A 19,927-nucleotide genomic window follows, 5' to 3' on the forward strand; every position below is an offset into this window, starting at 1 on the left:
GAGGCTCACTCGGCGGCGGCGCCGGCCCGGTCCGCCGCGAGCAGGGCGTCGGCGACGGCGGTGCGCGCGTGCAGGACGGCGTGCCCGGCCCGTTGCGCGCTGGTCAGCCCGGCCGCGCGCAGGGCGGTGAGGTGCTGGGAGGTCCCGGCGGTGGAGAGCCCGGTCCGGCGGGCCAGCTCGGTGGTGGAGGCCGGTGCGTCCAGTTCGGCGAGCAGCCGGGCCCGGGAGCGGCCGAGGACGGCGGCGAGTGCCTCGGCCGGTTCCGCGACCGGCCCGGACTCCCACAGGGTGGCGACGCCGCGGGCCGGGTAGGCGAGCTGCGGCGGGTCCGGCGGCAGGGTCCGGGTCAGCACCCGGGGCCAGGCGAACACCGACGGCACCAGGACCAGCCCGGCCCCGGCATCCAGCCGCTGGACCGCGCAGTGCCGCTGCTCCAGCCGCAGCGCGCCGCCGTCCCAGCGGACCGTTTCGTGGAGGTCGTCGAGGACCTGGGCGCTGCCGAGCCCGGCGGACTGCCGGGCGCGGTGCAGCACGTCCGCGTCCAGCAGCGCGCGGATCCGGGCCCAGTGCGGTCGCAGCGCGAACCCCCAGTACTCCTCGATGTCGGCGACCAGGAGGGGCAGCAGGCCAGCCGGATCGCGGTCCAGGGGTTCGAGGACGGCCGGCAGCCGGCCGCCGCGTTCGCCGGCCAGGAGGGCGAGATCGGCCCGCACCTGCTCGGGCGGGGTCGCGGCGACGGAGGCCAGTTCCTCGGCGAGCGTGGCGGCGGCGCCGACGGGTACCGGGGTGAGGAAGTCCGGCAGGTGGCCGACGGCCGGGACCAGCGCGGCCAGCCGCCGGACGGCCGGCCCGGTGGCCTCCGCGGCCCGGCGGACCTGCGCGGCCCAGGGCCGGTGCAGGGCGGGGACGGCCCGGTGGGCCAGGACCCGGAGGCTGGTCACCACCTCCCACATGGGGGAGACGGCGAACCTGGTGCGTGCCAGGTCGTCCGTCGAGAACGCGAGTTCGGTCCGCATCGGTGCCCGCCCACTCTCCCGCTCCGGCCCAGGGTTCGGTCCAGGATTCGGTCCCAGCTTAATCACTGGAGGGTGCCCGCCGACCGGTCGCAGGATGGCGGCGGCGCGTGACCCCCACCGCCGCCCGGGCGGCTCCCGGGCGGCTCGCGGAGTCCCTCGCGCCGCCCGTGATCCCTCCCGTGATCCCTCCCGTGATCCCTCCCAGGACTTCTCCCGGGACCTCTCCCGGGATCCCTCCCGAACCGAAAGCCGGTGACCAGCATGTCCACCTCCTCCCCGCTCCAGCCGTCCACCCTCCGCGCGCGGGCCGAGCGGCTGAGGGCGCTGGTCGCGGACGGCGTGCTCGTCCTGCCGAACGCCTGGGACGCCGGGAGCGCCGCCGTGATCGCCGCGGCCGGGGCGGCCGCGATCGCCACCACCAGCGGCGGCGTCTCCTGGTCGCTGGGCCGGGGCGACGGCCAGCGCCTCGACCGCGCGACGGCGGTCGAGGCTGCCCGCCGGGTCGCCGCCGCCGTCGACCTGCCGGTCACGGTGGACGCCGAGGGCGGCTACGGGCCCTCGGCGGACGATGTCGCCGAGACGGTCCGGGCCCTGGTGGGGGCGGGCGCGGCCGGGGTCAACCTGGAGGACTCCGCGGCCCCCGGCGGCCCGCTGTTCACGGTGGAGGAGCAGGCCGGACGGCTTCGTGCCGCACGGTCGGCGGCGGAGGCGGCGGGTCTGCCGGAGCTGCTGGTCAACGCCCGGACGGACGTCCTCCTGTTCGGCCTGGGCGGACTCGACGAGGTGCTCGTCCGCGCGGAGGCGTACGCGGCGGCGGGTGCGGACGGCCTGTTCGTCCCCGGCCTGCTGGACCTCGAGGCGCTGGCCGAGCTCTGCGCCCGGACGCCGCTGCCGGTCAACGCGATGGCCGTGGCCGGCGGGCCGGGCGTCGCCGAACTCGCCGCCGCCGGGGTGCGCAGGATCAGCGTGGGTACCGCGCTGGCCCAGTTCGCCTACACGGCCGCCCGCCGGGCGGCCGCCGAACTGCTCGGCCCCGGCGCCCTGACGGAGCCGGTCGGCGCGCTCGGCTACGGCGACGTCGACGCCCTCTTCCGGGGCTGACGGGCCGGCGGGCCTTCCCCCGGGCGGTCCCCGTCCTTCCTCTCCCTTCACTGCCCTTCCGCGCCCGGTCCTGGCCGATCCGCCGCAGGAGCACGGCCGTGCGGCGTAGCCTTCACGCATGGCAGAGAGCAAGGTCCGGACGACCGCGTCTGCGGGGAAGCCGGTGGGGAAGGCAGGCGGGGCGCCCAAGCCCGAATCGCGGCTGGCGATGGTGCGGCGGGCACGGAGGATCAACCGGGAGCTGGCGGAGCTGTACCCGTACGCGCACCCGGAGCTGGACTTCGACAACCCGTTCCAACTGCTGGTGGCCACCGTGCTGTCGGCGCAGACCACCGACCTCCGGGTGAACCAGACGACGCCGGCGCTGTTCGCCGCGTACCCCTCGCCGGAGGACATGGCGGCGGCGAACCCGGCCGAGCTGGAGGAGATCATCCGTCCGACCGGGTTCTTCCGGAACAAGGCGAAGTCCCTGATCGGCCTGTCGATCGCGTTGCGCGACGAGTTCGACGGCGAGGTCCCCGGCAGGCTGGCGGACCTGGTCACCCTCCCCGGGGTCGGTCGGAAGACCGCCAACGTCGTCCTCGGCAATGCCTTCGGCGTCCCCGGGATCACCGTGGACACCCACTTCGGACGCCTCGCCCGCCGGTTCGGGTGGACGACCGACGAGGACCCGGTGAAGGTCGAGGCGGCGGTCGCGGAGATCTTCCCGAAGTCCGAGTGGACGATGCTCTCGCACCGCGTGGTCTTCCACGGCCGGCGGATCTGCCACTCCCGGAAGCCGGCCTGCGGAGCCTGCCCGATCGCACCGCTCTGCCCCTCCTACGGCGAGGGCGAGACCGATCCGGAGAAGGCGAAGAAGCTGCTCAAGTACGAGATGGGCGGACAGCCGGGCCAGCGGCTGCGCCCGCCCGCGGACTTCCCGGGCGAGGCCGGCGCCCGCGCCGACGCCGCCGCCCACCACGGCGAGGTCGCCGACCTGGCGGTGGCCGAGTGAGCGACCGGGGGATCGTGCGGGGGGTGGAGCGGGACGGGCTGCCGACCTGGCTGGAGCCGGTCAGGGACGCCGCGGAGCGGGTGCTGCCCGAGCAGCTCAGCCGCTTCCTGCCACCGGACGACGGCGGCCGCGCGGCCGCCGTGCTGATGCTCTTCGGCGAGGGCGCGTCCGGTCCCGACCTGCTGCTGATCGAACGGGCCCGCTCGCTGCGCTCGCACGCCGGCCAGCCCTCCTTCCCCGGCGGTGCGCTGGACCCGGAGGACGGTGACCCGGCCGGTCCCGGCCCGGTGGCGGCGGCGCTGCGCGAGGCCTGGGAGGAGACCGGCCTGGACCCGGACGGGGTGCAGGTGTTCGCCACGCTGCCCGCGCTGTACATCCCGGTCAGCCGGTTCGTGGTGACGCCGGTGCTTGGCTGGTGGCGCGAGGAGTCACCGGTCCGTCCGGTGGACCTGGGGGAGACCGGCGCGGTGTTCCGGGTGCCGATCGACGAGCTGACCGATCCGGTGAACCGGGCCAGGCTGCGGCACCCGTCCGGCCACATGGGACCGGCCTTCGCCGTCGGGGGCCGACTGGTCTGGGGCTTCACCGCCGGGGTGATCGACCGGGTGCTGCACCACAGCGGGCTGGAGCGGCCGTGGGACGCCGGCCGGATCGTCGAGCTCTCGGACGAGGCGCTGGAGCTGGTGCAGGGCGACCGCGAGCGGTCCCGGGCGCTGCTCGGCCGCGACGCCGGGCCGCAGTGAACCGGACGGCGGGCGGATTCGACCATCGCCCGCCCGTCGGGGTGGTCCGTCGTGGGAGGGTGTCCGGGTGAATGTCCTGGATGTGCTGTTGATCGCCGCCGCGATCGGATTCGCCGTGTCGGGCTACCGGCAGGGCTTCGTGGTCGGCGTGCTGTCGGTCCTCGGCTTCCTGGGCGGCGGACTGCTCGCCGTCCAGCTGCTGCCGCTGCTGCTCGACCATCTCAGCCCCGGGACGACCGCCTCGGTGATCGCGGTCGTGGTGGTGATCGTGCTGGCGGCGATCGGCCAGGCGATCACCACCCACTTCGGCTGGAAGCTGCGCGGCCACATCGACCGCCGCCCGGCCCGGACCCTGGACGCCGCGGGCGGCGCCGTGGTCAACGTGATCTCGATGCTGCTGGTGGCCTGGCTGATCGGCTCCGCACTGGCAGGGACGTCCCTGCCGACCGTCTCCAAGCAGGTCCGCACCTCGGCGATCCTGGGCGGGGTCCAGGACACCCTGCCCTCCGACGCCCCCAACTGGTTCTCGGACTTCTCCAAGGTGCTCGCCCGCAACGGCTTCCCGCAGGTGTTCAACCCCTTCGAGCACGAGCCGATCACCCAGGTCGACATCCCCGATCCGACGCTGGCGGGCAGCCCCGCGGTGGCGAGGGCGCGACAGAGTCTGGTCAAGGTCGTCGGCACCGCCACCTCCTGCGGCAAGACCCTGGAGGGCAGCGGCTTCGTCTACGCCCCGCACCGGGTGATGACCAACGCGCACGTGGTCGGCGGGGTCAACGAGCCGACCGTGCAGATCGGCGGGGTCGGCCAGCTGTACGACGCGACGGTGGTCCGTTACGACTGGCAGCGCGACATCGCGATCCTCGACGTGCCCAAGCTGAACGCGCCGGCCCTCACCTTCGCCGGCGAGGCGAAGACCAACGACAACGCGATCGTGGCGGGCTTCCCGGAGAACGGCGCCTTCAACGTCCAGCCGGCCCGCATCCGCGGCCGGATCCAGGCGAACGGGCCGGACATCTACCACCGCGGCCAGGTGGTCCGCGACGTCTACTCGGTGCGCTCACTGGTGCGCCAGGGCAACAGCGGCGGGCCGCTGCTCACCCCGGACGGCCAGGTGTACGGGATGGTGTTCGCCAAGTCGCTGGACAGCGCGGACACCGGGTACGTGCTGACCGCGGCCGAGGTGCGCGAGGACGCCGAGCTGGGCAGTGTGGCCTCGGGACGGGCGGACACCCAGGGCTGCGCCCTCTGACGCGCGGGTCCGCGGGCCTTCCGACGCGCGGGCCCGCAGGTCTTCCGACGCGCGGGTCCGTGGTTCCGGGGGCGGGGGTCGATCAGGTGTCGCGACGGAGCCGGGCACCCACCCAGCGGGCACGTCGGCCGAGGATGCGCGGGATACCGAGCCGGTCCTGCGCCGTACGGGGGTGGCCGTCGGTACCGTCGAACCCGCCGTCGTACCCGCTGTCGTACCGGCGGTCGTAGCCGGTGTCGTATCCGCGGTCGTGACCGCGGTTCTCCGCCCACTCGGAACGGTGGGCGGAACGCTGCGAGCTGTCGCTGTGCTGTCGGCCGCGCGGGGCGCTGCCGCGATCGGGCATCCAGGTCATACCGCAATGGATGCCCCTGGGCCGACGGGGGTAACCGCCCGGCCGGCCATCAACGTGGCCTATGCGCTTGTCATATGTGCGTCACCCGAGGGGAGTTGGGACCTCGGTCCCGGTTCCCCCGATCGGGTGCGGGACCTTCTGCCCGGTCCGGGGGCCCCGCACCACCTCAGTCCTTGTGCCGGCCGATCCAGTCCAGCAGCTCGGCCGTGAACTGCTCCGGCGCCTCCTCGTGCGGGAAGTGCCCGATGCCCGGCAGCAGCCGCCAGCGGTACGGCGCGGCCACGTACTCGCCGCCGCCCAGGGCCGTGTGCGACAGCAGCACCGGATCCGCCGCCCCCTGGACGTGCAGGGTGGGTGCGGTGATCGGCTTCTTCATCCGGCGGGCGAACTGGATGCCGTCGGGGCGGGCCATCGAGCGCAGCAGCCACCGGTACGGCTCGATCGAGCAGTGCGCGGTGCTGGGGATCCGGATCGCCTCCCGGTACGCGGCCACCGCCGCGCGGTCCAGCTGGTTGCGCCCGGTCCAGGCGTCCAGGTAGCGACCGACCAGCGCGGCGTCGTCGGCGACCAGGCGGCGCTCCGGTATCCACGGCCGCTGGAAGCCCAGGATGTGCTCGAAGGCGGCCATCTGCCGCCGGTCGGTCAGCAGCGCCCGGCGGAGGTCCCGGGGGTGCGCGGCGGAGACCACGGTGAGGCTCTGGATCACCGAGGGCCGCATCACGGCCGCCACCCAGGACAGCGTGCCGCCGGAGGCGTGGCCGACCAGGTGTGCCCGGTTCTCGCCGAGGGAGCGGATCACCCCGGTGATGTCCAGGGCGAGGTTGCCCGGGTCGTAGCCGCGGGGGGTGCGGTCGCTGCCGCCGATGCCGCGCAGGTCCAGGGCGACGGCCCGGTAGCCGGCCTCGGCGAGTGCGGTGAGCTGGTGGCGCCAGGCCCACCAGTACTGCGGCCAGCCGTGCACCAGGAGGACCAGCGGGCCCTCGCCGAGTTCGGCGATGTGGAAGCGGGCGCCGTTGGCGGCGAGGTCGCGGTGGGTCCACGGTCCGGCCTGCCGGACGTCCCAGGCGGCCGCGGGCGCGCCCTGGGCGTCGCCGCCGCGGTCGGCGGGCGCCGCGACGCCGCCGGGGACGGTGCCGCCGGAACCGGAGGCGGTCCCGCCGTCATCGGTGACGGTGCCGTCGGAACCGGACGCGGTGTCGCCGGAACCGGCGGGCGGCTGTGCGGGCACGGGCTTCTGGTCGAGCGACATACCGAGAGCGTGTCACATCCGCGCGCCGGACACGCGCCCGGCACTCGCACTCGGACCGTTCGGGCCCTCGGAGCGCCGGCCGCGTGTTCTCACGACGCGGGGCCTGGCCTACGGGATGCGGCCCAGGGCGCGGTCGATCTCCTCCTTGGTGGCGGGACGCGGCCGCGCGTTCTTCAGGACGTCGGCGGTCTTCTGCGCGCCCTCGATGGTGCGGACCGGCTTCTCGATCTTCTTGAACGAACGCAGCGCCAGCAGGCCCAGCAGCACGGCCAGCAGCAGGTACGCGCCGGCCACGACCAGGAACGACCAGCCGAGCGAGAGGCCCAGCGCGTGGATGCCGAACGCCGCGGCGGCGCTGAGCATCGGGACGGCGGCCAGGGCCACCACACCGGCGACGGCCAGCGAGACGCCGCCGGAGACACCGCGCTTGACGTCGGCGCGGATCTCGGCCTTGGCGAGCGCGATCTCGTCGTGGACCAGGGCGGACAGGTCGGCGGTGGCCGCGGCGAACAGCTGCCCCACCGAACGCTCGCCCTCATAGGGCGCCCGGCCGTTGCTGGACGGGTCTGCGGCTCCTGCGGGCATCAGCGGTTCTCCTCTTCGGCCGTGCGGCGAGTGACGCCGCCGCACGGTGCGGCTCCCCGGTGGTTCCGGGTACCGGGGCGGGCCCGGTGGCGTCGGTGGACTGTCGACAGTTCAGAATCATGCCCCTACCGGACGAGCGGACACCACTCCGGGGGGCCCGGCGAGGGACGTGTTCCGGGCAGGTCCGGTCCGGGTCCGGCTCAATGCGGGCGCTGCGGGCCCTCGTCGGCCGGGTGCGTGCCCTGCCGCGGCCGGTTCGGAAGGTCCTGCTGTCCGGCCGGTCGGTCCTGGTGTCCGCCCGGTCGGTCCTGCTGTTCGGCTGTGCGGTTCTGCTCTTCGGCCGCGCGGTTCTGCCGCTCCGCCACGCGTGCCTGCCAGGCCGGGTCGTCCAGCTGGTAGACGTCGGGGATGCCGTCGCCGTCGAGGTCGCGGTCCTCCTCCTCGCACAGCTCGCGGTAGTGCCGGTTGCGCAGCTTCAGCAGCACGGTGGCGATCAGTGCGCAGAGCAGCGAACCCATCAGGACGGCGGCCTTGGCCCGGCCGGCGAGCGCCGGGTCGTCGGGGAAGGCCAGTTCGCTGATCAGCAGCGAGACCGTGAAGCCGATGCCGGCCAGCACCGAGACGGCGAACATGTCCGCCCACTTGAGCTGCGGGTTCAGTTCGGCGCGGGTGAAGCGGGCGGCCAGACGGGTGCCGCCGAAGATGCCCACGGTCTTGCCGACCAGCAGGCCGAGCACGATGCCGAGCGGGGCCGCCTGGGTGAACACCTCGCGCAACGCCGGTCCGGAGACCGTCACCCCGGCGGCGAACAGGGCGAAGACCGGTACGGCGATCCCGGCCGAGACCGGGCGGACCAGGTGCTCGATGTGCTCGCCGGGGGAGGTCTTCTCGTCGCCCTCCCGGTGGCAGCGGAGCAGCAGGCCCATCGCGACGCCCGCCACCGTGGCGTGCACGCCGCTCTCGTGCATCAGCGCCCAGATCACGAAGGCGAGCGGTACGAACAGGTACCAGCCGTGGACCCCGCGCCGGTGCAGGAACCAGAACAGCACCAGCCCGGCGAAGGCCAGCCCGAGCGCCCAGAACTTGATGCCGGAGCTGTAGAAGATCGCGATGATCAGGATCGCGATCAGGTCGTCCACCACCGCGAGGGTGAGCAGGAAGGCGCGCAGTGCCGAGGGCAGGTGGCTGCCGACCACGGCCAGTACGCCGAGCGCGAAGGCGATGTCGGTGGCGGTCGGGACGGCCCAGCCGTTCGGATGGCCGCCGGGGCCGGAGTTGGCCACCGTGAACACGATCGCGGGCAGCGCGACGCCGCAGACGGCGGCTATCACGGGGAGGATCGCGGCACTGGGGCTGCGGAGTTCGCCCGCCACGAACTCGCGCTTGAGCTCGATCCCGGCCACGAAGAAGAAGATCGTCAGCAGGCCGTCCTTCGCCCACGCGTCCAGGCTGAGGTCCAGGTGGAGCGGCGTGGAAGGGCCGACGGTGTAGTCCAGGACGGCCTGGTAGGCGGCCGGCCAGACATTGGCCCAGATCAGTGCGACCACCGAGGCGAGCAGCAGCAGCACGCCGCCGACGGTCTCGGTGCGCAGCGCGTCCGTGATGTAGGTGCGCTCGGGAAGGGACAGCCTGCCGAGGAGCTGGCGGCGTCGGGTCGTCGGCTCGTGGACGGGCGGCTGGCTGGCCACGCGCGGCCTCCTGGGGGCGGGGACGGTGTACGGAGATGCACCGGTGGTGCATTGCCGACCAGACTTCCCGGCTCGCCCTGTGACGCGAATCTTGATGCGTCGTTGACAGTCTAACGGAAACAACAAGGCGACATCCGGATTGTCATACTTCAGGACCTAAGCCTGGGTGGCCCGTTGTGCACCCGTCCGTACGGCCGATCGGCACCCGAACGGAGTCGGCGGCGTGCAGACGGGTGAACGGCTCTCTATCGTCGACCGCAGGGCCCGGCCGAGGTCGGAGCCCCGGTCCAGGGGTTTTCCCCCGGGCTCCCGACCTTTGCGCTGTGGAGGCGCCGCCATGCCCAGACCGCCCCTCTTATCCTTCCGTTCGTATACGTCTCGTGGGTCTCGTCCGTCCTGCCCGCCCCGCACGGTCCGGTCCGGCCGCCGGAGCGCCCTCCGATGAATGCCCCGCTGTACGGCCCGCCCGACCCCGAACTCGACCGCCTGCTCCGCCCGCTGTTCCGTGCCGCCGCACCGGCCGGCGGCGCCGCCGTCGTGGTGATCCGCGGCGACGAGCGGACCGTCGCCTGCCGAGGCCACGCCGTCCGCTCCACCGAACGCCCGGTCCGCGCCGACACCCGCTTCGAACTCGGCTCCGTCACCAAGACGTTCACCGGCCTGCTGCTCGCGGAGATGGCCGCCCGCGGCGAGGTCGGCTACGACGATCCGATCGACCGCTACCTGCCCGCCGACGCGGCCCCCGGCTACCCGCAGGAGCGCCCGATCACCCTGCTCCACCTGGCCACCCACACGTCCGGCCTGCCCCGGCTGCCGGACGGCGTGCTGCCCGGGCAGGTCCCGCGCTGGTTCACCCGCCCGTACGCCACCTTCGGACCGGCCCACCTGCTGCGGGCGCTGCCGAGGACGGCGGTGCGCGGCACGCCCGGCACCCAGGTCCGGTACTCCAACCTCGGCTGCGGACTGCTCGGCCTGCTGCTCGCCAACGCGGCCGGGCAGCGGTACGACGATCTGCTCGCCGCCCGGGTCTGCGGGCCGCTCGGTCTGATGGACACCTCCTGCGGTCCCGGCCGTGAGGAGGACGCCGGATACCGGCGCGGGCGGAGGGTGCCGTCCTTCCGGCTGCCCGCACTGCCGGCCGCCGCCGCGCTCCGGTCCACGGCGGACGACATGCTCCGCTACCTCCAGGCGCACCTCGCGCTGGACGCCGTCCCGCTTCCCGAGCGGGCGGACGCGGCGGTGCTGCGGACGGCGCTGAACGAGGTGCGCCGCCCGCGCACCGACGGGCGGCGCGGTGGGCCGCGGATCTGTCTGGGGTGGAACCACCGGGCGCTTCCGGCGGGGGCGGCGGAACCGCGGGCGGCCGCGAGGCCGGCGGGGGCCGGGGTGGCCGGGGCGGGGGCATCCGTGGCCGCGGTGGGGGCCTCCGTGGCCGGGGCGTTCGGGCGGTCCGGGGCTGCCGGGCGTGCCGGGGTCGCGGGGCGTCCGGGGGCTGCCGGGCGTGCCGAGGCTGCGGGGTGGGCCGTGCTCCCGGTGCCGGTGGCGTCCGACGGGGCGGGCCCGGTCGAGGCCGGCGAGGTGGTCTACCACGTGGGTGCCGACCGGGGGTCCACCGCCTTCGTCGGATTCAGCCCCCGGGTCCCGGTGGGTCTGGCGGTCCTGGCCGGCGGACAGCCGCTGCGCAGCCGGGCCCTGGTGCAGAGCGCGCACGAGACCCTGCGCGTGCTGATCGCCGAGTTCGGCGAGGGCTGACCACCTGACCTGTGCCGGAGCCGACGGTGCCCCGGGCGGTGGAAACCGCCCGGGGCACCGTGGCGTCGGCTGCCCGCCCCGCCGCCCGAAGGTGGCGTGGCGGGCAGCCGACGCGAGGTCGGACCTCCCGGATCAGCCCTCGGAACCGGCCGGCGGGAGCTGGGCCTGGATGAGGTTCATCACGGTCGAGTCGGCGAGGGTGGTGGTGTCGCCGATCTCGCGGCCCTCGGCGATGTCGCGCAGCAGGCGGCGCATGATCTTGCCGGAGCGGGTCTTCGGCAGTTCGCCGACCACCTTGATCTGCTTCGGCTTGGCGATCGGGCCGAGGGTGCGGCCGACGTGCGAGCGCAGCTCCTCGACCAGCTCCGGGCTGTCGGTGGCGGTGCCGCGCAGGATGACGAAGGCGACGATCGCCTGGCCGGTGGTGGCGTCGGTGGCGCCGACGACCGCGGACTCGGCCACCGAGGGGTGCCCGACCAGCGCCGACTCGACCTCGGTGGTCGAGATGTTGTGGCCGGAGACCAGCATGACGTCGTCGACCCGGCCGAGCAGCCAGATGTCGCCGTCCTCGTCCTTCTTGGCACCGTCGCCCGCGAAGTAGCGCCACTCGGGGTCGGCCGCGTTGTGTCCGGCGCCGAAGCGCGACCAGTAGGTGTCGATGTAGCGCTGGTCGTCGCCCCAGATGGTGCGCAGCATGGAGGGCCACGGCTCGGTGAGGACGAGGTAACCGCCGGAGCCGTTGGCGACCTCGACACCGTTGTCGTCGACAACGGTGGCGGCGATGCCGGGAAGGGCGCGCTGGGCGGAGCCCGGCTTGGTCTCGGTGACGCCGGGCAGCGGGCTGATCATGATGGCGCCGGTCTCGGTCTGCCACCAGGTGTCCACGATCGGGGCGGTGGAGGCGCCGATGTGCTCGCGGTACCAGATCCAGGCCTCGGGGTTGATCGGCTCGCCGACGCTGCCCAGCACCCGCAGGGAGGACAGGTCGAACTTCGCCGGGATGTCGTCGCCCCACTTCATGAAGGTGCGGATCGCGGTGGGCGCCGTGTAGAGGAGGGTGACGCCGTACTTCTGCACGATCTCCCAGAACCGGCCCTGGTGGGGGGTGTCCGGGGTGCCTTCGTAGATGACCTGGGTGGCGCCGTTGGAGAGCGGGCCGTAGACGATGTAGGAGTGTCCGGTGACCCAGCCGATGTCGGCGGTGCACCAGTAGACGTCGGTCTCCGGCTTGAGGTCGAAGACGGCGTGGTGGGTGTAGCTGGCCTGAGTGAGGTAGCCGCCGGTGGTGTGCAGGATGCCCTTGGGCTTCCCGGTGGTGCCGGAGGTGTAGAGGATGAACAGCGGGTGCTCGGCGTCGTGCGCCTCGGGGGTGTGCTCGGTGGACTGGCGGGCGGTGAGCTCGTGCCACCACACGTCCCGGCCCTCGGTCCAGGCGGTGTCCTGGCCGGTGCGGCGCACGACGAGGACGTGCTCGACGCCCTCGGCCTTGGTGAGGGCCTCGTCGATGGCGGGCTTGAGGGCGGAGGGCTTGCCGCGCCGGTAGCCGCCGTCGGCGGTGATGACGAGCTTGGCCCGGGCGTCCTGGATGCGGGAGGCGACGGCGTCGGCCGAGAAGCCGCCGAAGACGACGGAGTGGGTGGCGCCGATGCGGGCGCAGGCGAGCATCGAGACGACGGCCTCGGGGATCATCGGCAGGTAGATGGCGACGCGGTCGCCCTTGGTGACGCCGAGTTCCAGCAGGGCGTTGGCAGCCTGGGAGACCTCGTCCTTGAGCTGGGCGTAGGTGATGGAGCGACCGTCGCCGGGCTCGCCCTCGAAGTGGATGGCGACGCGGTCGCCGTGGCCGGCCTCGACGTGGCGGTCCACGCAGTTGTACGCGATGTTGAGCTTGCCGTCGGCGAACCACTTCGCGAACGGCGGGTTCGACCAGTCGAGGGTCTGCGTGGGCTCGACGGCCCAGGTGAGGCGGCGGGCCTGCTCGGCCCAGAAGCCGAGGCGGTCCTCGGATGCCTGAGCGTACGCGGCCGCGGTGACGTTGGCGGCTTCGGCGAGCTCTGCCGGCGGGGCGAAACGCCGCTCCTCCTTGAGCAGGTTGGCCAGGCTCTCGTTGCTCAACGCGCACTCCTCATGAGTCATGATCGGGGTCGTTTCCCGTGCGTGGGGATTGTCCCGTGTGTCCCAGCGCACAGCTCACCAGGCGAAGAGGTCAGTTGACAAGAGGCTCTGGCTAATTGGTGTAGACCTTTGATCGCTCGTCGAACGGCCGCCCGAGGTCGGAGGCGTCTCGGGCGGCCGGAGGAGGTGGGCCCGCGTCCTTGGCCCGCCCGGCCGGACGCGGGCCCGGCTCTCAGGCGGCCAGGCCGGGGCCTCCGCCGTCCCTGGCCGGATCCGCGGCGACGGTACCGGTGGTCGGAACCTGTTCGAATTCATTCACTCGTTCGGGCGTGTCGTGCTCCCTGCGCGGGGTGGACGACAGCGTCGCGGGGGCGGACGTCGCTGCGGAGGCGGCGGTGTCGGCGAAGGTGGGGGTGTCGGTGGAGGTGGAGGTGGCAGCGGCGGAGGTGGCAGCGACGGCCGGCGCCGGTGCCAGCGCCTCGACCGGGCTGAACCGGCCGCTGCCCGGGTCGAGCACGTAGGCCTGCGCGGTGGCGAAGTCGAAGTACATGCCGACCAGCCGCAGGGTGCCCTCGGCGACCCGCCGCTCCACGGCCGGGTTGGCCATCAGCTGGTCCAGCTGCTGGACCACGTTCGTGATGCAGAGCTGTTCGGTCACATCGACCACCGCGCGGTCGGTGAACTCCGCCGGGACCCGGCGCAGCCGGTCCAGCGAGCCCCGGCCGTTGCGCAGCCAGCGGGCCAGGGGAGTGGGTCGGCCGGGCTGCTCGTGCACCCCGTCCAGCAGCGCCTTCATCGCCCCGCAGCCCGAGTGCCCGCAGACGGTGATCGACCGTACCTCCAGCACCTCCACCGCGTACTGCACCGCCGCCGCCACCGAGTCGTCGGCCGCGCCCGGCTCGTGCGGGGCCGGCACCAGGTTGCCGACGTTGCGCACGGTGAAGAGGTCGCCGGGGCCGCTGTTGGTGATCATGCTGGTGACCATCCGGGAGTCGGCGCAGGTCAGGAACAGCTGCGAGGGGGTCTGTCCCTCCCGGGCCAGCCGGGCCAGCTCCGGCCGGATCAGCGGGGCGGTGTGCAGTTGGAACACCCGCACCCCGTCGAGCAGCCGGACGTGCGGGTCCTCCTGCTGTTCGATGCAGTGGTGGCCGACCCAGGGCGTCCACGCGCGGCAGCGGTGCGGGCCGGGGGAGCTTCCGGTGCGGACGGTGCCGTCCGGGTCGAGCACCTCGTCGTCCTGGCGGCGGGTCACCATCGACACCTGTCCGCCGCCCGCCTGGTGGCCGGTGCGCCAGCTGTGCAGTGTCTCGTAGGCGGCGTGGTCCAGGAAGGAGCCGTCGTGCACGACGGCGACCTCGGCGCCGGCCGGGATGCCGGCCAGGGCCCGGCTCAGCCGGGGCACCGCGGCGAAGGTCAGCGGGCCGTGCGTCTCCACGGTGAACGCGCCGTCGGGGCCGGCCAGCACGTCCACGTGCGCGCGGGTCAGCCGGTAGAGCGCGAGCAGCGCGGCCGTGGCGGCGCCCAGCGCCACACCCGGCAGTACGCCGAACAGCACCACGGAGACCACGGTGACCAGGTAGACCGGGAACTCCCGGTGCCGGTGGACCTTGCGGATGTGCGCGAAGCTCACCATCTGCAGGCCGACGACCAGCACCAGGGCGGCGAGGGCGGCCAGCGGGATCCGACGCAGCCCGCCGGTGAGGGCCATCGCGGCCGCCAGCACCCACACCCCGTGCAGCACCGAGGACCAGCGACTGCGGGCTCCGGCCCGGACGTTGGCGGTGCTGCGTACCGCGCCGCCGGCGATCGGCAGTCCGCCGACCAGTCCGCTGATCATGTTGGCCAGCCCCTGGCCGCGCAGCTCGCGGTCGAGGTCGCCGGTGCGGTGCGACATCCGGTCGACCGCGACGGCGGAGAGCAGTGATTCGACGCTCGCCACGGCGGTGACGGTCAGCACGGCGGCGAGCACGGCGAGGGGCGCTCCGTGGGGAAGGTCGGGGACGAGGTCGTGCGGCTCCCAGGCGGGCAGGTCGACCCGGGCGAGCCGCAGGTCCAGCGTGACCGCGAGCGTGGTGGCGGCGGCGACGGCCGCCAGCGGGCCGGGGACCTTGGCCAGTCGGGTGCCGAACTCGCCGTACCGGCCGGGGAGTCGGCCCAGTCGGGGCCAGCCGAGCAGCACCGCCGCAGTGACCGCGCCGACGGCCAGGGCGGACGGGTGCGGGGCCGCCAGCTGGCTCGGCAGGGCGAGCAGATTGGCCAGGGCGGAGCTCTGCGGGGAGCCGCCGAGGACGACGTGCAACTGGGCGATCGCGATGGCGAGGCCGACGCCGGCCAGCATGCCGTGCACGATGGCGGGCGAGACGGCCAGTGCCGTCCGGGCCACCCGCCTTACCCCCAGGAGGAGTTGGAGCAGGCCGGCGGCGAGGGTGATGGCGCAGGTCGCTTGCCAGCCGTACTGGGCGATGAGTCCGGCCGTGATCACGGTGAGCGCGGCCGAGGGTCCGCTGACCTGCAACGGAGTGCCGCCGAACAGTCCGACCACGATGCCGCCGACGGCCGCGGCGGCGAGGCCCGCGGTGAGCGGGGCGCCAGTGGCCAGGGCGATGCCGAGGGAGAACGGCACGGCGATGAGGAAGACCACCAGGGAGGCCGAGAGGTCCTGCGCCCAGGTGGCGCGGGGACGTCGGCCCGGCGGGGCGTGGTCGGTGGTGTCGGAGGCGATGGGTGCGCTGGAGATGTCGAGGGTCATGGGTCTTCCCGTCTGTCCGGGGGAACGAACGCAGTCAGGTCCGGCAGTGAGTCCGGTCATGGGCTCGGTGGAGCGGATCGGCTGTCGTGGGTCGCGACGGTGTGGCGGGATGGTGCGGACGGGCCGGGAGTGCGGGTGTCACCGGCCGGGCCTTGGACCATCGGGGGCTCCGGTGGTCACTCGGTGGGCGCTGGGAGGAGCCAGGCCACGTCGAGGAGCACCGGAACGGATGCTGAACATCAAGACTCGGTACATCAAGACTCGGTAAACCGAGGGTAATGAGAGCTTTGCACAGCGTCATCCGGAGCGACAGGCAATATCCGTCTGGTTCACCCCAATGGGTGGTGGCCGAACGGATGCGAATCTGCTGGTGGGGGCGCCGCGGCCGTGGCGGTGACCGTTGTCGGCGGCAGCACCGCGGGCCGCGGTGGGCCAGGGCGAGGCGGGGCGGGGCGGGTCAAGTCGGGGCGGGGCGGACGCAGGAGGGCCGCGGCCCCGTTCCGGGGTCGCGGCCCGTGTCCGCCGTGTCCGCCGCGGTCGTGCCGCGCGGTGGTGCTCCGCGTCGGCGCTGCGCGGTGCCGATTCGGTCAGACGGTCGCGCCGGCCGCCGCCGGTTCGTCGCCGAGCGCGAAGTCCGGGTCGACCTGGGTGGCGAGGTCGATCCCGACCTTGGCGTTCGCCCAGCTCTCGGCATTGCGCAGGTGGAACAGGACGGCCTGCTCGGTGTAGCGGCGCGGGTCCCGCAGGTCGTACGCGGCGTCCGCCGCCGTCCTCAGCTCGTCCAGCACCGCGCGGTTGGCGGCTTCGAGGGCGCGCAGCGACGGCCGGGCGCCCTGCTCCAGCCGGCGCACCCAGTCGGAGTGCCCGAAGGAGGTCAGCAGGTCCTCGCCGACCTCCCGGTGGAGGAAGTCCAGGTCGTCCTGGCTCTGCACCTTGTTGCCGACCACCCGCAGCCGGACGCCGAAGTCCTGTGCGTAGTCCCGGTACTGGCGGTACACCGAGACGCCCTTGCGGGTGGGCTCGGCCACCAGGAAGGTGAGGTCGAAACGGGTGAACAGGCCCGAGGCGAAGGAGTCGGAGCCGGCGGTCATGTCCGTCACCACGTACTCGTCCCGGCCGTCGACCAGGTGGTTGAGCAGCAGCTCGACCGCGCCGACCTTGGAGTGGTAGCAGGCGACGCCGAGGTCCTCCTCGGTGAAGGCGCCGGTCGCCAGCAGCCGCACCGAGCCCTCGTCGAGTGCGACCGGGCGGGCGCAGGCCGCGTAGACCGGGTTCTCCTCGACGATCCGGAGCAGTCGTGAACCGCGCCCGGGCGGGGTGGTCTTGATCATTTCCTCGGCGGAGCGGATCAGCGGGTTGTCGCCGCGCAGGTACTCCTTGATGTCGGGCAGGTGGGCCCCGAGCGAGGGCAGGGCGGCGGACTGGTCGTCCGTCAGGCCGAGTGCGGGGCCGAGGTGCTGGTTGATGTCGGCGTCGACGGCGAGGACCGGACGGCCCGCGGCGGCCAGGTGGCGGATGAACAGCGCGGACAGCGTGGTCTTGCCACTGCCGCCCTTGCCGACGAAGGCGATCTTCATCTTGGGACTCCGGCTCTCGCTCCAGGACCCGCCGCGTCCGCGGTCCGCGCCGCGGCGAGGTCGACGATCTCCCGAGTTGGAAATCGTTATCGTCTTCGACAGCCATGCTATCCGGGGTTTCGGGCCGTTTGCGGGAGGGAAGTGAGGATTGCCTCGAACGGGTGATGCGTGGTTGCTGTTCCGGCAGAGGCGTCCGGGTCATTACTCTCGGGTAGGTGAGCACTGGAACAGATCCCCTCGCCCCGCTGGCCCAGCTCCCCGGGGTGCCCGACGCGGTGGCCGAGGTGCGCAAGGCCGTCGACCGCCTCTACGGCCACCGGGTGATGCGCCGCCGCGCGGCCGAGGTCACCTCCGAGTCGGCCCTGCGCGGCGCCCGCGCCTCCGCGGCGCTGGCGGGCTCGGACTGGCCGCTGGAGGAGGTCCGCCGACGCAGCGACTTCGGCGCCGACCCCGAGACCCGGACGGTGGGCGCCGCCCTGCGGATCGCCGCCGAGGCGGGGCAGCTGCTGAGCATCTGGCGGCACTCGCCGCTCCAGGTGCTGGCCCGGCTGCACCTGCTGGCGGTCGGCGACGCCGACCCCGCGGCGGGTCGGCCGCGGCAGGCAGGAGAGGGCGTCGAGGACCTGTTCCCGGCGGAGCTGAAGCCGGCCGAAGGCGTCGCGGCGGAGGTGGTCCCGGCTGCCGTGGCGGCCGCTCCGGCGGGCCCTGTGCCGGCCCTCCCGGCGGCACCCGGTCCGGAGGAGGTCGCCGCCCGGCTGGACCAGCTCTCCCGGCTGCTGGTGGCCCGAGCCGAGGGCCAGGGCGTCGGGACGCCGGCCCTGGTGGTCTCCTCGGTCGTGCACGGCGAACTGCTGGCGCTGCGGCCGTTCGGCGCGTACAACGGCCTGATCGCCCGCGCCGCCGCGCGGATCGTGCTGATCGCGGAGGGCCTCGACCCGAAGTCGATCTGCCCGGCCGAGGTGGGGCTCGTGGAGCTGGGGACGGACGCCTACCGGCGGGCGCTCGCCGGTTATCTGGCGGGGACGCCGGAGGGGCTGGCGGCCTGGATCGGCCACTGCGGGCGGGCCCTGCGGCTCGGGGTCCGGGAGAGCACGGCGGTCTGCGAGGCGATGCAGCGCGGGATGGTCTGAGCGGCGCGGTGCGGACGGCCCCGGTCCGGCGGGCGGGCCGGGGGCGGGGTCCGGACGGCCCCCCCGGGGGCTCCGGGCGAGCTCCGGGCACAAGGATGCGGCGGCACCCGAACCTGCCGGGTGCCGCCGCTGGCACAGATGCCGGGTGACCATGCATGCACCGGAAAGTGCCGATCAGACGGGGATCCTGCCCGTTCGTCTGGTGCGGCGGCCCGACAGCGGGTCGGCTGCATGTGGGTGCCCGGTTATCCGTGCACACGGTCCGTGGGGCCTGAACTGCGTTGTCGGTTTGACCTCTTGGGTCCTGACCGGGTCTCGCGGGCCGTGACTCCTTTGTATCGCGTTTCGGGCGAAAGGGGAACCCGAAATGAGAATTCTTCGACTTTTGCCCGTTTTGTCCAAGAGGTGCCGGGCGAGCCGGCCCACGCCGGACTCCCCGCCCGGTCAGGCCGTGGGGCGGCGCCGCCGGCGGGCCGCGTACCAGACGGCGCCGGCCGTCAGGACCGCGGCGCCGACCGCCACCGCCGTCAGCACCGAGCGGCTCGGCGCCGAGAACTCCGGGAGCCGTCGCCGGAGTTCCACCGGCCGGTCGAAGACCAGCACCGGCCACTCCCGTGCCAGCGCCTCCTTCCGCAGTGCCCGGTCGGGGTTGACCGCCGACGGGTGGCCGACGGCCTCCAGCAGGGGCAGGTCCGTCGAGGAGTCGCTGTAGGCGTAGCACTCGGCCAGGTCGTAGCCCTCGACCTCGGCCAACTCCCGGATGGAGGTGGCCTTGTTCTCGGCGTAGGCGTAGTACTCGATCTCGCCGGTGTAGCAGCCGTCCTCGATCTGCAGCCGGGTGGCGATCACGTGGTCCGCGCCGAGCAGTGCGCCGATCGGCTCGACCACCTCGGAGCCGGAGCTGCTGACGATGACCACGTCCCGGCCGGCCGCGTGATGCTGCTCGATGAGCGAGGCGGCCTCGTCGTAGATGATCGGATCGATCAGGTTGTGCAGGGTCTCGGCGACGATCTCGCGGACCTGCTGGACGTTCCAGCCCCGGGTCAGCGCGGAGAGGTACTGCCGCATCTTCTCCATCTGGTCGTGGTCCGCGCCGCCCACCAGAAAGACGAACTGGGCGTACGCACTTCGCAGGACGGCCCGACGGTTGATCAGGCCGCCCTGGTAGAACGGACGGCTGAACGCCAGGGCGCTCGACTTGGCGATGATCGTCTTGTCCAGGTCGAAGAAGGCGGCGGTGCGCGGGCCGCTCGGGCGCGGGCGCACGGCCGCCGGACGGGTCGCGGAGGGGCCGGAGCCGGTCGCTCCGGGCCGCGCGCCGGTCACGGCCGTCCCGTCGGCACCGGAGGCCCCGGGGGTCCCGTCGGGTCCGGCGGTGGCTGCGGCGGTGGAGTCCGGGGACTCGTCGGCGTACTCGTCGGCGTTCTCGGTGGTGTCCACGGGAACCGAGGATAGAGGGCTCCGCAAAACAGCCCGCCATTCGGCGTACTCGCGGGCGTGCGGGTTTGTGTTTCTGGCCGCTCGGGTACACCATGGAAGTCACGGATCGTTCGCGACCGTGCTAACCCGGTCCGGCTCCTCCCCCCCGAGTCGGGCCGTGGATAGACGACCCCCGCTCTCC

At 73.7% G+C, this 19,927-nt stretch carries 15 protein-coding genes; 6 read left to right on the forward strand and 9 right to left on the reverse strand.

The window, feature by feature from the left end:
- Positions 1-5: 5 nt before the first annotated feature.
- Positions 6-1,016, reverse strand: a complete 1,011-nt coding sequence (locus tag ACIPYS_RS12015; protein ID WP_093860982.1) for a helix-turn-helix transcriptional regulator — start codon at positions 1,014-1,016, stop codon at positions 6-8.
- A gap of 261 nt (positions 1,017-1,277) precedes the next feature.
- On the opposite strand from ACIPYS_RS12015, the gene ACIPYS_RS12020 reads away from it, so the two are divergent.
- From ACIPYS_RS12020 to ACIPYS_RS12035, 4 genes are all read left to right on the forward strand, one after another.
- A complete protein-coding gene (locus ACIPYS_RS12020) occupies positions 1,278-2,117 on the forward strand; it encodes an isocitrate lyase/phosphoenolpyruvate mutase family protein (RefSeq protein ID WP_400745586.1) in 840 nt (279 codons plus the stop codon).
- A 118-nt stretch (positions 2,118-2,235) separates the two neighbouring features.
- Positions 2,236-3,111: an endonuclease III gene (gene nth / locus ACIPYS_RS12025; protein WP_400745588.1), complete on the forward strand. Its 876-nt coding sequence runs from the start codon at positions 2,236-2,238 to the stop codon at positions 3,109-3,111.
- Positions 3,108-3,854 (forward strand): CoA pyrophosphatase, encoded by a 747-nt coding sequence (locus ACIPYS_RS12030; RefSeq protein ID WP_093860979.1) that lies wholly within the window; start codon positions 3,108-3,110, stop codon positions 3,852-3,854. Before nth ends, ACIPYS_RS12030 begins: the two co-directional genes overlap by 4 nt.
- A gap of 67 nt (positions 3,855-3,921) precedes the next feature.
- Positions 3,922-5,106 carry a MarP family serine protease gene (locus ACIPYS_RS12035; RefSeq protein ID WP_093860978.1) on the forward strand — a complete coding sequence of 395 codons (1,185 nt, stop codon included), beginning with the start codon at positions 3,922-3,924 and terminating at the stop codon, positions 5,104-5,106.
- Positions 5,107-5,188: 82 nt separating this feature from the next.
- Here ACIPYS_RS12035 and ACIPYS_RS12040 read toward each other — a convergent pair whose 3' ends face one another.
- The 4 genes from ACIPYS_RS12040 to nhaA form a co-directional block, all read right to left on the reverse strand.
- On the reverse strand, positions 5,189-5,461 hold the full coding sequence (locus ACIPYS_RS12040; protein ID WP_093860977.1) for a hypothetical protein: 273 nt from the start codon (positions 5,459-5,461) through the stop codon (positions 5,189-5,191).
- A 166-nt stretch (positions 5,462-5,627) separates the two neighbouring features.
- Complete coding sequence (locus ACIPYS_RS12045) at positions 5,628-6,710, reverse strand: alpha/beta fold hydrolase (RefSeq protein WP_400745591.1); 1,083 nt, start codon at positions 6,708-6,710, stop codon at positions 5,628-5,630.
- Positions 6,711-6,818: 108 nt separating this feature from the next.
- The gene (locus ACIPYS_RS12050; protein ID WP_030392654.1) at positions 6,819-7,295 is read right to left on the reverse strand and encodes a phage holin family protein; all 477 of its coding nucleotides are present in this window, start codon (positions 7,293-7,295) and stop codon (positions 6,819-6,821) included.
- A gap of 200 nt (positions 7,296-7,495) precedes the next feature.
- On the reverse strand, positions 7,496-8,983 hold the full coding sequence (nhaA, locus tag ACIPYS_RS12055; RefSeq protein ID WP_400745594.1) for a Na+/H+ antiporter NhaA: 1,488 nt from the start codon (positions 8,981-8,983) through the stop codon (positions 7,496-7,498).
- Positions 8,984-9,424: 441 nt separating this feature from the next.
- Here nhaA and ACIPYS_RS12060 point away from each other — a divergent pair, with 441 nt between their 5' ends.
- A complete protein-coding gene (locus ACIPYS_RS12060; RefSeq protein ID WP_400745596.1) occupies positions 9,425-10,735 on the forward strand; it encodes a serine hydrolase domain-containing protein in 1,311 nt (436 codons plus the stop codon).
- A 132-nt stretch (positions 10,736-10,867) separates the two neighbouring features.
- On the opposite strand, the gene acs is transcribed toward ACIPYS_RS12060, so the two are convergent.
- The 3 genes from acs to ACIPYS_RS12075 all read right to left on the reverse strand — a co-directional run bounded on the left by acs (position 10,868) and on the right by ACIPYS_RS12075 (position 17,176).
- Positions 10,868-12,871 carry an acetate--CoA ligase gene (gene acs / locus ACIPYS_RS12065; RefSeq protein ID WP_173862076.1) on the reverse strand — a complete coding sequence of 668 codons (2,004 nt, stop codon included), beginning with the start codon at positions 12,869-12,871 and terminating at the stop codon, positions 10,868-10,870.
- Between the two features lie 211 nt (positions 12,872-13,082).
- Positions 13,083-15,599 (reverse strand): SulP family inorganic anion transporter, encoded by a 2,517-nt coding sequence (locus tag ACIPYS_RS12070; protein ID WP_400745598.1) that lies wholly within the window; start codon positions 15,597-15,599, stop codon positions 13,083-13,085.
- A 587-nt stretch (positions 15,600-16,186) separates the two neighbouring features.
- Positions 16,187-17,176: an ATP-binding protein gene (locus ACIPYS_RS12075; protein ID WP_400745600.1), complete on the reverse strand. Its 990-nt coding sequence runs from the start codon at positions 17,174-17,176 to the stop codon at positions 16,187-16,189.
- A gap of 215 nt (positions 17,177-17,391) precedes the next feature.
- On the opposite strand from ACIPYS_RS12075, the gene ACIPYS_RS12080 reads away from it, so the two are divergent.
- Positions 17,392-18,306: an oxidoreductase gene (locus tag ACIPYS_RS12080; RefSeq protein WP_400745602.1), complete on the forward strand. Its 915-nt coding sequence runs from the start codon at positions 17,392-17,394 to the stop codon at positions 18,304-18,306.
- A gap of 444 nt (positions 18,307-18,750) precedes the next feature.
- On the opposite strand, the gene ACIPYS_RS12085 is transcribed toward ACIPYS_RS12080, so the two are convergent.
- Positions 18,751-19,572 carry an HAD family phosphatase gene (locus tag ACIPYS_RS12085; protein ID WP_093864958.1) on the reverse strand — a complete coding sequence of 274 codons (822 nt, stop codon included), beginning with the start codon at positions 19,570-19,572 and terminating at the stop codon, positions 18,751-18,753.
- Positions 19,573-19,927 lie beyond the last annotated feature (355 nt).

It is taken from the genome of Kitasatospora sp. NPDC089913 (assembly GCF_044748625.1).
In the GTDB taxonomy this organism is placed as follows: Bacteria; Actinomycetota; Actinomycetes; order Streptomycetales; family Streptomycetaceae; genus Kitasatospora.